This is a genomic window from Shimia sp. FJ5 (assembly GCF_032918335.1).
In the GTDB taxonomy this organism is placed as follows: Bacteria; Pseudomonadota; Alphaproteobacteria; order Rhodobacterales; family Rhodobacteraceae; genus Shimia; species Shimia aestuarii_A.
In genome coordinates, this window is sequence record NZ_JAWJUV010000001.1 from 660,169 (window position 1) to 673,947 (window position 13,779).

Consider the following 13,779-nt stretch of genomic DNA (forward strand, 5'->3'; position numbering starts at 1 on the left):
AACCTGAGGCCCTTGCCTTTCCGCCCAGATACTGGGGCGGAAAGGCAAGGGCTGGTTGGATCAGCCGAGTTTTTTCTGAACAAGCTCGTTGACGGCCTTGGGGTTGGCCTTGCCGCCGGTGGCTTTCATCACCTGACCGACGAACCAGCCCGCGAGTTTGGGGTTCACCTTGGCTTTTTCGACCTGGGCCGGGTTTGCGGCGATGATTTCGTCTAGCGCGGTCTCGATGGCGCCGGTGTCGGTCACCTGTTTCATGCCGCGTTCCTCGACGATCGCCTCGGGGTCGCCGCCTTCGGTGTAGACGATCTCGAACAGGTCCTTGGCGATCTTGCCGGAGATGGCGTCGGACTTGATGAGCTTGATGATGCCCGCGAGTTGCGCAGGCGAGACGGGCGAGGATTTGATGCCAAGGTCGTCCTTGTTGAGACGGCCGAACAGCTCGTTGATGACCCAGTTCGCGGCAAGCTTGCCGTCACCTGCTTCGGCGGCCACTTCTTCGAAGAAGGCGGCGTTCTCGGATTCGGCGGTCAGGACGGAGGCGTCATAGTCCGACAGGCCGAAATCGCCGATGAAACGGGCCTTTTTCTGATCCGGGAGTTCCGGCAAGCCTTTGGCGATGTCATCCACCCAGTCCTGTTCGATCTCGAGCGGCAGGAGGTCGGGGTCGGGGAAGTAGCGGTAATCGTGGGCTTCTTCCTTGGAGCGCATGGACCGGGTTTCGTTCTTGTCCGGATCGTAGAGGCGGGTTTCCTGATCGACGGAGCCGCCGGCCTCGACGATTTTGATCTGGCGTTCGGCCTCGATCATGATCGCGGCTTGGATAAAGCGCATGGAGTTCATGTTCTTGATCTCGCAGCGGGTGCCGAGATGCGAGAAGTCCTGCGTTTCCATGTATTTCTCGTAGGCGCCGGGGCGGCAGATCGAGACGTTGACGTCGGCACGCAGGTTGCCGTTTTGCATGTTGCCGTCGCATGTCCCGAGATAGCGCATGATCTGGCGCAGCTTGGCGATATAGGCGGCGGCCTCTTCGGGGCCACGGATATCGGGGCGCGAGACGATTTCCATCAGCGCGACACCCGTGCGGTTGAGGTCCACGAAAGACATGTGCGGGTCCATGTCGTGGATGGATTTCCCGGCGTCCTGTTCAAGGTGGATGCGTTCGATGCGCACGTTGCGCGCGGTGCCGTCGCCCATTTCCACCAGCACTTCGCCTTCACCGACGATCGGGTGGTAGAGCTGGGAAATCTGGTAGCCTTGCGGCAGGTCGGGATAGAAGTAGTTCTTGCGGTCGAAGGCCGAGAACAGATTGATATCGGCCTTGAGGCCAAGGCCGGTGCGCACGGCCTGAGCGATGCATTCCTCGTTGATCACCGGCAGCATGCCGGGCATGCCCGCATCGACGAAGGCGACGTTGGAGTTCGGCTCGGCACCGAATTGCGTCGAGGCGCCGGAGAAGAGCTTGGCACGGGTCGCAACCTGGGCATGGACCTCCATGCCGATGACCAGTTCCCAGTCATGCTTGGCGCCCGCGATCACCTTGGGCTTGGGGGCATCATATGTCAGGTCGAGCATCTGCCGGACTCCTTTGAACGCGTATTGGGACGCGTTCTAGGCCAGAGGCCGAAAAGGAGCAAGGGGGCAGGGAGTCAGGAGGGCCCGTGATGGATGCCGTCGGGGCCGAAGGTCACGGTCTGGCCATCTTGCAGGCGTTTGAGGAACGGCATGGCGATGGCGGAGAGCGCGGTCTCGCGGCCCTTTTCGGCTAGGCGGGAGTGGGAGATGATGCGGGCGGTGTTTTCAAAGCCGATCTCGGCATGGCCCCAGATCATTGGGTGAACCTCGCGGAGGTGGTGTTCGACCACGGTTTCAAAGCCGCGCCGCAGGGCCGGGGGCAGGTCGGGGCGATAGCCTGTCTCGTTGTAGCGTTCGCGCGCGGTCTGCCAGCATTGGTAGAGATGCGCGGCGGTGAGGTTGGCTGTGTGTTGATCTCGGCATGCGTCGAGGATGTCGTAGATGCCTTCGAGGAAATACTCGGGCTCGAAGATGGAGAGGCCTTCGGGATCGACGAGCAGCGCATCGAACCAGACCCAAGTATAGCCCGCGGCGCCCCAGTCCTCGTAGGTGCGGGCGGCGGTGCGGCGGGCTTCGAGGTCGAGGGCCTGAAAGTCGCCATACCAGCGCGGCAGGAGGTAGTTGCCGAGCGCCCGCATATGGCGCGGGTTCATCGGGTCGAGGGAAACGAGTTGCTCGAACTCGCGGATGATGTGCAGTTCGGGGCTATGGCGACCGGGCAGCAGGGCACAGCGCGCTGCCGCAAGCGCAGGCGAGTCGAGGTCAACCGGGCAAAAGGCGTCGAGAATATCGCTGGCGCGGTCGAAATGGGCGTGGAAGGCCTCGCGGTTGGTCGCCCGCAGCTCCTCGGTGGCGGACGCCCCGCGCCAGGCCCAGCCGATGTCGATATGCATATTGGCGACGATCAGCGCGAGCGGATAGTTGTCGGGCGCTTCGTCGAGCACGAATTCGAGTGCCTCGACGCCGGAGAAGAAGTTCGACCCTTTTGCCGCGCGTCCATGCAAGAGGGCGTGCTCGGCGGCCTGCACCACGTCGGCTCGGCCACCGTAGGACAGGAGGTCGGCGATGGGTTGGCCTGCGTCGGTGGTGCGACGGGCGCGGTCCGCCTCGCGGATGAGATCGGCAAGTTCGTCCCAGCGATCCTGACGAGCGAGAAAGGTGCCGTGTTCACGCGCGTCATCGGCCTCGGTCTGGTCAGGGGGCATGACATTGACGGCGATGTGCAGACGGTCGAGCAAATTGCGATAGGTTTCGCCGCCCAGACGCTGAACCTCGGGGGGGCGGCGCTTGGTTTCGAAAGATTTTGTCAGCGCCTTCAAGGACGGGGGAATCATGCTCTTGAAAGACGGTGGCTTGGGCGGGAAAACAGACATTCGCGACATTCACTCCTTGATTGAGAGCAAATGTGCAGAGGCATTCGGGCCGAAAGAAGGCACCCTTTGGGAAAGAAGCGGACGGTTTTGCGAAGCGGCAGAAAGGTGCCGGGTCAGATCACCCTGAAGTGGTGCCGTTCGACGGGGATGTTGAGGGATTTAAAAGCGTTTTCAAGGGCTTGATGCTGCGGCAGGACATCTTGGGGGATGCGCAGTTTCTTGCCGTCATGGAGGATCAAGGTCACGCGGACCGAGAAATCCCAGCGCGTGTCGAAGCGCGCCTTGGCAATGCGTGCGACCGGCAGGGCTGCGGAGAGGCGCGGGGTGTCCCATTTGAGGTCCGTCTCGGTCAGTTCGAAATGCCCTTTTGGATCGCGCAGGAGGTCAAGCAGCGCCGGGAGCAAGAAGAGCGAGAACACCGCCAGAAGCCACAGGAGCGTGCCGACGAGGTATAGCCCGATCAGCACCACAAGCGCGGCAGCAACGGCGAGGGCGGTGCGCAGAGACCGCCCCCGGGTTTGATGGCGGAACGGCAGGCTCATGCGCCGAGGATGCGCGAGACCATTTCATTGGTGTCGCGGCTCAGGTTCGGGGTGGCGAGGATGCGTTCAAGTTCCGTCTTGATCGCGGCCTGCCGGTCTGCATCGTAGCGCCGCCATGTCTGGAACGCGGAGCACATACGTGCCGTGGTTTGCGGGTTGAGCGGATCGAGGCGGATAAGCCAATCGGCGAGAAGGGTATACGCCGCGCCGCTTTCATGATGGAAGCCCGCGTGGCTCATGGCGAGCGCGCCAAAGACGGCGCGGAAGCGGTTGGGGTTCTTCATGCTGAAATCGGGATGGTCCGTCAGGCGCGCGGCGGTGGCGGCGGTGTCCTTGGGCGCAGCCTGCATGATCTGAAGGCCGAACCATTTGTCCATGACGAGGCGATCATGGGACCATTGTTTTTCAAATGCCGCCAATTGCTCTTCGCCTTTGCCCGCATCCAATAGCGCCGAGAGCGCGGCGAGTTGCAGGGTCATGTTGTCGGCCATGGCGTATTGGTTCGCCGCCGCCGTGCCGCCATCGAGACGTGTCAGGAGCGAGAGCGCGGCATTGGCGAGCGTGCGCTTTCCCGCAGCGTCGGCATCGGGCGAGAAGGGGCCGTCGACCTGATTGTTGGCGTAAAGGCCGGGCAGGAGGTCGGCGAGCGCCTGTGCCTTGGCATCGCGCAAGGCTTCCGAGGCGTCGTGGATCGCTTGCGGATCGGGGGTATGGCCTTGTTCGTGCAGCAGGCCGACGAGTTCCGATTGCGTCGGCTGGCCGAGCATCAGGGCGCGGTAGGCGGGATCGAGCGTTTCGTCGCGCATGAGCGTGGTGAGCGCCTCGAGATAGGCCGCATCCGGCGCGGCATCTTCGAGGATCATGCGTAGGAGCGCATCACGCGCCAGCATCCGGCCGGATTCCCAGCGGTTGAAGGCGTCGGTGTCATGGGCGAGGAGGAAGGCGCGGCGGGCGTTGTCGATGTCCTGTTCAAGGACCACGGGAGCCGAGAAGCCGCGCAGGACCGAGGGGATCGGGCGCGTGGCATGGCCGGGGAAGGAAAAGCTCTGTTCCGCCTCTGTCAGCTCCAAGATTTGTGTCTCCATCACCTCGTCGCCATTGGGGTTGAGGAGACCGACGGCGATCGGGATGACGCGCGGGTCTTTCTCGTCCTGACCCGGGGTGGGCGGGGTCATTTGCGAGATGTGCAGGGTCAGCGTGTCGCCCTCGAATGCCTCGCGCACCGTGACGCGAGGCGTGCCGGATTGCGAATACCAGCGCGCGAATTGCGTCAGATCGCGGCCCGTCGCGTCCTCGAACACTTTGAGCCAGTCTTCGATGGTGGCGGCGTCGCCATCATGGCGGTCGAAATAGAGGTCGAGCGCGCGTTTGTAGGCGTCATCGCCCACGAGGGTCTTGAGCATGCGGATCAGCTCGGCCCCTTTCTCATAGACCGTTGCGGTATAGAAGTTGTTGATTTCCTGAAAGCTCTCGGGGCGGACCGGGTGCGAGAGCGGGCCTTGGTCCTCGGGGAACTGGCGGGCGCGCAGGTCGATCACGTCGGTGATGCGCTTGACCTCGGCCGAGCGTATGTCGGCGGTGAACTGGCTGTCGCGGAAGACGGTCAGGCCTTCCTTGAGGCACAGTTGGAACCAGTCGCGGCAGGTGATGCGGTTGCCGGTCCAGTTGTGAAAATACTCATGCGCGATGATCGCCTCGACACGTTCGAAATTGGCGTCGGTCGAGGTTTCGGGGCTGGCCAGCACGCAGGAGGAGTTGAAGATGTTGAGGCCTTTGTTCTCCATCGCGCCCATATTGAAATCGTCCACGGCGACGATGTTGAAGAGGTCGAGGTCATATTCACGGCCATAGACGTCTTCGTCCCATTTCATCGAGTCCTTGAGCGCCTGCATCCCGAAAGCGCATTTGCCCTCGTCGCCGGGGCGGACCCAGATGTTAAGATCGACTTTGCGACCCGATTTGGTGGTGAATGTGTCGGGGTGATTGACGAGATCGCCCGCGACGAGGGCAAAGAGATAGGCGGGTTTCTTCCACGGATCATGCCATTCGGCAAAGCCTGCGCCGGAGGTGCCGGGGTTGCCGTTGGACAAGAGGACCGGCTCGGTGCCTTCGATACGCACATGGAAGGGCGCCATGACATCGGGGCGGTCGGGGTAGTAGGTGATCTTGCGAAAACCCTCGGCCTCGCATTGGGTGCAATACATGCCGTTCGACATATAGAGGCCCTCAAGCGCGGTATTCGAGGCGGGGGCGATTTCGACCTCGGCCTCCCAGATGAAGGGGGCGTCGGGCGCGTCGGCCTCGATGCCGCCGTCTACGGTGCGGGTCTCGATATCTTTGCCGTCAATTTTGGCCGAGATCAGGGTCAGGTCTTCGCCATGCAGGAAGAAGCGGCGGTCCGTGGCGTCCGGGTTGGGGCGGAAGGCGATGCGGGAGAGGACGCGGGTTTTCTCAGGATCGAGCCGGAAGGTCAGCGACACCTCGTCGATCAGGTAGGCGAAGGGGGTGTAATCCTTGAGGTAGATCGTGGTCGGGGCGGCGTCGCGCATGGAAGTCTCCTGCATTGTCGTTCTGAACAGATGTAGCCAATCGTGGCGGCGCTGCAAGCAGGCTTTCCTTTCAGGGGGGGCTTGCTAGCTCTTGGGAAAGGAGAGACGGGAGACCCAGAGCATGGCGCATAAGAAACCAAGCTTGCCGCAAAAAACCTGTGCGACCTGTGGGCGGCCGTTCACATGGCGGCGCAAGTGGCGTGCGGTGTGGGACGAGGTGCGGTTCTGTTCTGAGCGTTGCAGGCGGAACAAGAAAGCAGGCAGGTGATTATTCGGCTTTCCGTGCAAGTGTTTTTGTCCGGGCGGGGGCGCGGGCTTGTTGCCTATAGGAAACTTCCGTTCTAATTCGTTGGTGTGCCTTGGTATACAAAACGCAAAGCGGGGAACGGCAAATGGCGGAACGGATCGAAAAATCGGGGTTGCAGGTCGATGCGCGACTCGTGGAGTTCATCGAGGCGCAGGCGTTGCCCGGCACCGGCGTGCCCGCCGCGGCGTTCTGGGAGGGGATGAGCCAGCTTGCACATGAGTTGGGGCCGGAGAACCGCCGCCTGCTTGCCGTGCGCGAGGAGATGCAGCAGAAGATCGACGGCTGGCACATGGCGCGCAAGGGGCAGGCGCATGATGCGGAGGCCTATACCGCGTTCCTGCGCGAGATCGGCTATCTCTTGCCGGAAGGCGCGGATTTCGAGGTTGAGACCGCCAATGTCGATCCCGAGATTGCAAACGTGCCGGGGCCGCAGCTTGTCGTGCCGATCACCAATGCGCGTTTTGCGCTCAACGCAGCGAATGCGCGGTGGGGGTCTTTGTATGATGCGCTCTATGGCACGGATGCCTTGGGCGACCTGCCAGAGGGCAAGGGGTATGACGTTGCGCGCGGCGCACGGGTGATTGCCTGGGCCAAGGGGTTCCTGGATGAGGCGGTGCCGCTTGCGGGCGGGTCTTGGGCCGAGGCAGGCGCGCTTTCCGTGACGGGCGGGGACCTTGTGCCCGCGCTGGCAAATCCGGCGCAGTTTGCAGGCTATGTGGGCGCAGAAGATGCGCCGTCGCGTGTCCTCCTCAAGCACAACGGTCTGCACGTGATCCTTGAGATCGACACGGAGGGCCAGATCGGTGCCTCCGATCCGGCGGGGATCAACGATGTGACGCTCGAAAGTGCGCTTTCAACGATCATGGATTGTGAGGATTCGGTCGCTTGCGTGGATGCCGAGGACAAGGTTGTCGCCTATGGCAACTGGCTCGGCCTGATGCGGCGCGATTTGGCTGAGGCGGTCAGCAAGGGCGGCAAGCGTTTCACCCGGACCCTCAACGCGGACATCTCCTACTGCGCGCCGGACGGCAGTGCGGCGGTGCTCAAGGGGCGGTCGCTCATGCTTGTGCGCAATGTGGGTCATCTGATGACCAACCCTGCGATCCTTGATCGCGACGGCGCCGAGATCGGCGAGGGGCTGATGGATGCGCTCGTCACCGTGATGATCGCGATGCATGACCTGCAGGCCGAGGGCGGCAATTCGCTTCATGGATCGGTCTATGTGGTGAAGCCGAAGATGCACGGGCCGGAGGAGGTCCAGTTCACCGACCGGATTTTTGACACGGTGGAGGATATCCTCGGCCTGCCACGCCATACGGTGAAAATCGGGATTATGGATGAGGAACGGCGTACCAGCGCGAACCTCAAGGCATGTATCCGCGCCGCCAAGCATCGTGTGGCCTTTATCAACACCGGGTTCCTTGATCGCACGGGCGACGAAATTCACACCTCGATGGAGGCGGGGCCGTTCCTGCGCAAGGGCGAGATGAAGGCGACGCCGTGGATTGCCTCTTATGAGGATCGCAATGTCGATATCGGTCTGGCTTGTGGCCTTCAGGGCAAGGCGCAGATCGGCAAGGGGATGTGGGCCATGCCGGACCGGATGGCGGATATGCTCGACCAGAAGATCGGCCATCCCATGTCGGGCGCGAACTGTGCCTGGGTGCCGAGCCCGACGGCGGCGACGCTGCACGCGACGCATTATCACAAGGTCGACGTTCTGGCGCGACAGGGCGAGATCAAGGCGGGCGGGGCACGCGGCACGCTGGACGATCTGCTCACCATTCCGGTGATGGCGGGCGAGAACTTGTCGGACGAGGCCATCCAGCAGGAGATCGAGAACAACGCGCAGGGCATCCTTGGCTATGTGGTGCGTTGGGTCGATCAGGGCGTGGGCTGTTCCAAGGTGCCGGATATTCATGACGTGGGGCTTATGGAAGATCGGGCGACCTGCCGGATTTCGAGCCAGGCGTTGGCGAACTGGCTCCATCATGGCGTTGTGAGTGAGGCGCAGGTCATGGCCGCGATGCAAAAGATGGCCGCCGTGGTCGACCGTCAGAACGCAGGCGATCCGGACTATCGCCCGATGGCGCCGGATTTCGCGGGCGTCGCGTTTCAGGCGGCCTGTGATCTTGTCTTTAAGGGGCGGGTGCAACCCTCGGGCTATACCGAGCCTGTGTTGCACGCGCGGCGCCTTGAATTGAAAGCGCTGAAATAAGTGGCAGGGGTGAGGGGGCTGTCTGCCCCCTCACACTCCCCCGAGAAGTATTTTCACAGAGAAGAAGAGGGGGCGTCACGTCCCTAAGGGAACCCTTTGCCATTCGTCGGGTGCGCGCCTATGTTACCGCCAAGGACAAGCGCGAGGACAGCATGGCACGGCCCGTCGTTGGCATTATCGGCAACCAGTATCTCATCAACGATCAATACCCGGCCCATGCCGGGGGCACGATGAATTCCGAGGCGGTGGCGTCGGTGTCGGGCTGTATGCCGCTTCTGGTGCCGGCGGATCCGAGATTCGTCTCAGTCGCGGAATTGATGGAGCGGTGTGATGGCTTCCTTCTCACCGGTGGCCGCCCCAACGTGCATCCCGAGCATTATGGCGAGGAGGCCACAGCGGCGCATGGCGATTTCGACCGGGCGCGCGATGCGATCGCGCTGCCGCTGGTGCGGGAATGTGTCGAGCGGGGGCAGCCATTCCTTGGCATTTGCCGCGGCTTTCAAGAGGTCAATGTGGCGATGGGGGGCTCGCTCTACCCGGAGATCCGCGACCTACCGGGGCGCGACAATCACCGGATGCCGCCGGATGGCACGTTGGAAGAGAAATTCGCCCTGCGCCATTGCGTGACCTTCAGCGAGGGTGGGGTGTTCCACCGGCTGATGGGGTCAGAGAAGGTCATGACCAACACGCTTCACGGTCAAGGCATCAAGCGCGCGGGCGCACGGGTGGTCATCGACGGCTATGCCCCCGATGGCACGCCCGAGGCGATCTATATCAAGGACGCGCCGGGCTTTACCCTGTCGGTGCAGTGGCACCCGGAATGGGACGCGGCCAATGATCCGGTCTCGCGTCCTCTATTCGAGGCCTTTGGCGATGCGGTGCGCGCCTGGGCCGAGGGGCGGCAGGGCGCGGCGTTAAAGACGGCCTGATCCACGCCGGGATTAGAGATCGGTGCGCAGGTGCCAGAGTTCGGGGAACAGTTCGACCTCGAGCATGCGCTTCAGATAGGAGATGCCGCCAGTGCCACCGGTGCCGCGCTTGAAGCCGATCACCCGTTCCACCGTGGTCACGTGGTTGAAGCGCCAGCGGCGGAAGTAATCCTCGAAATCGACCAATTTCTCGGCCAACTCGTAGAGCTCCCAATGTTGTTCCGGGTCGCGGTAGACCTGCGCCCATGCTGCGGCGACGGCGGGGGTGGCGGCGTGCGCTTTGTCGCGCGGGCGGTTCAGAACCTCGGGTGGAAGGGCGATGCTCTCGTTCAGGGCCGTGAGCGCCACATCGTAGAGCGAGGGCTGGGTCAGTTCTTCCTCCAGTAGCGCGACGAGATCGGCGCGGTGGGCATGGGGTTTGAGCATGGCGCGGTTGCGGTTGCCGAGGATGAATTCGATCAGGCGGTATTGATGCGATTGAAAGCCCGAGCTTTGCCCGAGCGCGTCGCGGAAGCGCGTGTAGTCCGAGGGTGTCATGGTGCGCAGCACGTCCCAAGCCGAGTTCAGTTGCTCGAAGATGCGGGCGACGCGGGCGAGCATCTTGAAGGCGGGGCGGGTTTCGCCTTTGGCCAGAAGGGTGCGGGCGGCGGTTAGTTCGTGAATGGCGAGACGCATCCAGAGTTCAGAGGTCTGATGCTGGACGATGAAGAGCATCTCGTCATGGGCATCGGAGAGTGGGGCTTGTGCGGACAGGATCTTGTCGAGCGACAGGTAGTCGCCATAGGACATGCGCCCGTCAAAGGACATCTGGGCGCCGTGGTCTTCGGGGTTTGCGGAAGTGGGGGTGGTCATGGAGGTCTCCTTTGTCTTGGGATGAGCGTATCACAGGGACAAGGAGACTCCGGTGGTTGAGCGTGCCGAACGCCGCCAGCCGCCGCCAAAGGGCGACCCAGCCGGCGGGGCGACAAAGAGGGATATGCGGGGTGCGCGGGTGCATCAGGTGACGGCGGCGCGGGTCTGGTAGGCGGGATCGTCCCAGAGGCGGTTTGTCATCACGTCTTCGAGGATTTCGGCGGCGGCGCGCACGTCGTCGGCGTCGATATAGAGCGGCGTGAAACCGAAGCGCATGATATCGGAGGCGCGGAAATCGCCGATCACGCCGCGCGCGATCAGGGCCTGCATGGCGGCGTAGCCGTGTTCGAAACGGAAAGAGACCTGCGAGCCGCGCTGGGCGGGGTCGCGGGGTGTTGCGAGCGCGAGATCGGGGCAACGGCGCTCGACCTCTTCAATGAAGAGAGTGGTCAGATCCTGCGAGGCGGCGCGGATTTCGGCCATCGTCGTCATGTCCCAGATATCGAGCGCCTGTTCGAGCGCGGCGAGGGCGAGAACCGGGGGCGTGCCAACGCGCATACGTTCGATGCCTGCACCGGGGCGGTAGTCGAGGTCGAAGGCGAAGGGCGCCTCGTGGCCGAGCCAGCCGGAGAGCGCGGGGCGCGCTGCGTCGGCGTGGCGGGGGGCGACATAGATGAAGGCAGGGGAGCCGGGGCCGCCATTGAGGTATTTGTAGGTGCAACCGACGGCGAAATCGGCGTTGCACTCGGCGAGGCGCACATCTGTTGCGCCCGCGGTATGGGCGAGATCCCAGACCGTCAGCGCGCCGTGGGCATGGGCCTTTTCAGTGAGCGCCTTCATGTCGTGCAGGCGACCGGTGCGATAGTCGACCTCGGTAATCATCAGAACGGCGATCTCGTCGGTAATGTTGTCGGCCACATCTTCAGGGGCGACGACGCGGAGTTCGTAGTCGTCACCGAGGGATTTCAGGAGCCCCTGGGCCATGTAGAGATCGGAGGGGAAGTTGCCAGAATCCGACAGGACCACGCGGCGGTCGGGGCACATCTCGAGGGCGGAGGCGAGGGCCTGATAGACCTTGATCGAGAGCGTGTCACCCATGACGACATGGCCCGGCTCGGCCCCGATCAGGCGGGCGATGCGGTTGCCGACGCGGGCGGGCTGGGCCATCCAGCCGGCCTTGTTCCAGCCTGTGATGAGCATCTCGCCCCATTCGCTGCGCATGACCTGCTCCATTGCGGCAGGTGCGGCGGAGGGCAGGGGGCCGAGAGAGTTGCCATCGAGGTAAATGACGCCCTCGGGCAGGTCGAACATGGCTTTGGTGGCGGTGAAATCGGTCATGGCGCGTCTCCTGTGGGGCAGGTGTTTCAAAACGCTTTAGCGGATCGAATTTTTCCGCGCACCAGCAATTCTTGTGATTTCAGCCATCAAGTTTTGTGATTTCAGCAAAAAAGAACGCCCGCCGGGGTCGGGCGGGCGTTTGATTTCTTATCGGTGGTGAGGGCCTACATCTCGCCGCCGGAGATTTGGATGGTCTGGCCGTTCATGCTGCCGGAGTGGGCGCCGCAGAGGAACATCGCCGCCTCGGCCACTTCTTCGGCAGTGATCAGGCGGCCATGGGGGTTCACGCCAACCATCATGTGCCGGGCCTCTTCCTTGCTCACGCCGGCGCGGGCAGAGATGCTTTCGACGTTGCGGGCGATGATGTCGGTGTCGACATAGGCCGGGCAGAGCGAATTGAAGGTATAGGGTTTGGTCGCGTAGTCGGCAGAGAGCGCCTTGATCATGCCGTTGAGCGCGTGTTTCGAGGTCGAATAGCAAGGCGCGCCTTTGAGGCCACGCAGGCCCGCGATGGAGGAGATGCCGATGACGCGGCCCCAATCCGTCGTGACCATAGACTTGAGGCTTTCGCGGATGGTCAGGAAGGCGCCGTCAACGTTGATCGACATCATGTGCCGCCATTCGGCGAGGGACGACTTGTGCAGGGCGCGGCCTTCGGCCACCCCGGCATTGGCGACGCAGATCTGCACCGGGCCACGGGCCTCGACGGCGGCGGCGACACCGTTCACCACCGACTCCTCGTCAGCCACGTCCATTTGCACGGCAAAAAGACCGTCGCCGGCCTGTTCCTCGAGCACGTCGCGGCGGCGGCCCGTAATGGTCACGTTGGCGCCTTCGGCGGCAAGCGCGCGGGCAATGGCGAGACCGATTCCCGTTCCGCCGCCCGTGATGAGCGCGTGTTTTCCTTTGAGATGATCCATGTTCATTCCTCCCTTTGCCCCGACCGTATCAAGGCATGGCCATGGGGCAAGAAGGTCGTACCGTCACTTTGGGATCAGGGAGGACATCTAAAACAATTCACATTTATGAATTTGTTCTGTATGGCTGTTGGGCAGATGTGTTGAACCGCAGGGAGGAGCGTTCATGACTCGTTTTATCAGTATTGCCTCTGCCGCCGCGCTGGTGCTTGGGGCCGGAGCCGCGATGGGCTTTGAGGACATTGCAGACCAGTACCCGCAGTCGGAGCTTTATGCGAAGCCTTACGAGGTCATTCCGGGGGTCTATTCAGCGATTGGAGCGACCGCGCCGCCGACCTATGAGAACTCGGGCCATAACAACAACCTAAGCTTTATCGTCACCGGCGATGGCGTCGTGGTCGTCAATGGCGGTGCGTCGGCGCGCCTTGCCAAGGCGCTTCATGATGAGATCAAGGCGGTCACGGATCAGCCTGTGAAACTCGTCATCAACGAGAACGGGCAGGGCCATGCCATGCTTGGCAATTCCTATTGGGTCGATCAGGGGGTGGATGTCCTTGCCCATGTGGACGCGATTGACGCGTTCACCGAAGAGGCGGATTTCATCCTTCAGGGCATGCAGCGCTACAACCGCGACAAGGCGGAAGGCACGCGCACCGTCACCCCGAACCTCAGCTTTGAGGACACGTATGAGATCGAGATGGGCGGCGTCAAAATCGAGGCGCTGCATCTTGGCCCTGCGCATGATCCGGGCGACGTGCAGGTCTGGATTCCCGAATGGGACATCGTGATCGCGGGCGATATTGCCTTCCATGAACGGATGCCGCCGATTTTTGAGGGGATCTGCACCTCTTGTTGGATCGAGACCTTCGAGGGACCGTTCACGGATCTTGGCGCGACTTATGTCATACCGGGCCATGGGCATCCCACGAACATGGCAATGGTGCGTGAGGAGACCACTGGCTATCTCAGCGACCTGCGCGAGAAGATTGGCGCGCATATCGACGAGGGCGGCGACCTTGCCGGAGCCTACTACGTCGATCAGGAGAAATGGAAATACCTCGATACATTTGAAGAACTGGCAACAAAGAACGCCGGGCGCGTGTTCGAAGAGATGGAATGGGAATAATCGCCTAGGTGATTGTTCCAAGGGGCCGGGAGTTTGTGACAAATCGTCCTTTTTTC

At 62.5% G+C, this 13,779-nt stretch carries 11 protein-coding genes; 4 read left to right on the top strand and 7 right to left on the bottom strand.

Annotated elements, in window-relative coordinates:
- Nucleotides 1-60: 60 nt before the first annotated feature.
- From gatB to pepN, 4 genes are all read right to left on the bottom strand, one after another.
- The gene (gene gatB / locus R1W01_RS03400) at nt 61-1,572 is read right to left on the bottom strand and encodes an Asp-tRNA(Asn)/Glu-tRNA(Gln) amidotransferase subunit GatB (RefSeq protein WP_297756321.1); all 1,512 of its coding nucleotides are present in this window, start codon (nt 1,570-1,572) and stop codon (nt 61-63) included.
- A gap of 74 nt (nt 1,573-1,646) precedes the next feature.
- Complete coding sequence (locus tag R1W01_RS03405) at nt 1,647-2,945, bottom strand: hypothetical protein (protein WP_243612302.1); 1,299 nt, start codon at nt 2,943-2,945, stop codon at nt 1,647-1,649.
- Nucleotides 2,946-3,058: 113 nt separating this feature from the next.
- A complete protein-coding gene (locus R1W01_RS03410) occupies nt 3,059-3,487 on the bottom strand; it encodes a hypothetical protein (RefSeq protein WP_297756319.1) in 429 nt (142 codons plus the stop codon).
- The gene (gene pepN / locus R1W01_RS03415) at nt 3,484-6,036 is read right to left on the bottom strand and encodes an aminopeptidase N (protein WP_297756318.1); all 2,553 of its coding nucleotides are present in this window, start codon (nt 6,034-6,036) and stop codon (nt 3,484-3,486) included. Before pepN ends, R1W01_RS03410 begins: the two co-directional genes overlap by 4 nt.
- A 121-nt stretch (nt 6,037-6,157) precedes the next feature.
- Between pepN and R1W01_RS03420 the strand changes: the two genes are divergently transcribed.
- From R1W01_RS03420 to R1W01_RS03430, 3 genes are all read left to right on the top strand, one after another.
- Complete coding sequence (locus R1W01_RS03420; RefSeq protein WP_243612305.1) at nt 6,158-6,304, top strand: DUF2256 domain-containing protein; 147 nt, start codon at nt 6,158-6,160, stop codon at nt 6,302-6,304.
- A 124-nt stretch (nt 6,305-6,428) separates the two neighbouring features.
- Complete coding sequence (locus R1W01_RS03425) at nt 6,429-8,561, top strand: malate synthase G (protein WP_297756317.1); 2,133 nt, start codon at nt 6,429-6,431, stop codon at nt 8,559-8,561.
- A 152-nt stretch (nt 8,562-8,713) separates the two neighbouring features.
- Complete coding sequence (locus tag R1W01_RS03430) at nt 8,714-9,490, top strand: gamma-glutamyl-gamma-aminobutyrate hydrolase family protein (protein ID WP_297756372.1); 777 nt, start codon at nt 8,714-8,716, stop codon at nt 9,488-9,490.
- Nucleotides 9,491-9,502: 12 nt separating this feature from the next.
- Here R1W01_RS03430 and kynA read toward each other — a convergent pair whose 3' ends face one another.
- The 3 genes from kynA to R1W01_RS03445 form a co-directional block, all read right to left on the bottom strand.
- Nucleotides 9,503-10,342 carry a tryptophan 2,3-dioxygenase gene (kynA, locus tag R1W01_RS03435; protein WP_297756316.1) on the bottom strand — a complete coding sequence of 280 codons (840 nt, stop codon included), beginning with the start codon at nt 10,340-10,342 and terminating at the stop codon, nt 9,503-9,505.
- Between the two features lie 144 nt (nt 10,343-10,486).
- Nucleotides 10,487-11,680: a kynureninase gene (gene kynU, locus R1W01_RS03440; RefSeq protein WP_297756315.1), complete on the bottom strand. Its 1,194-nt coding sequence runs from the start codon at nt 11,678-11,680 to the stop codon at nt 10,487-10,489.
- Between the two features lie 164 nt (nt 11,681-11,844).
- The gene (locus R1W01_RS03445; RefSeq protein WP_243612310.1) at nt 11,845-12,600 is read right to left on the bottom strand and encodes an SDR family NAD(P)-dependent oxidoreductase; all 756 of its coding nucleotides are present in this window, start codon (nt 12,598-12,600) and stop codon (nt 11,845-11,847) included.
- 163 nt (nt 12,601-12,763) lie between these two features.
- On the opposite strand from R1W01_RS03445, the gene R1W01_RS03450 reads away from it, so the two are divergent.
- Nucleotides 12,764-13,723: an MBL fold metallo-hydrolase gene (locus tag R1W01_RS03450; RefSeq protein ID WP_297756314.1), complete on the top strand. Its 960-nt coding sequence runs from the start codon at nt 12,764-12,766 to the stop codon at nt 13,721-13,723.
- Nucleotides 13,724-13,779: the final 56 nt, after the last annotated feature.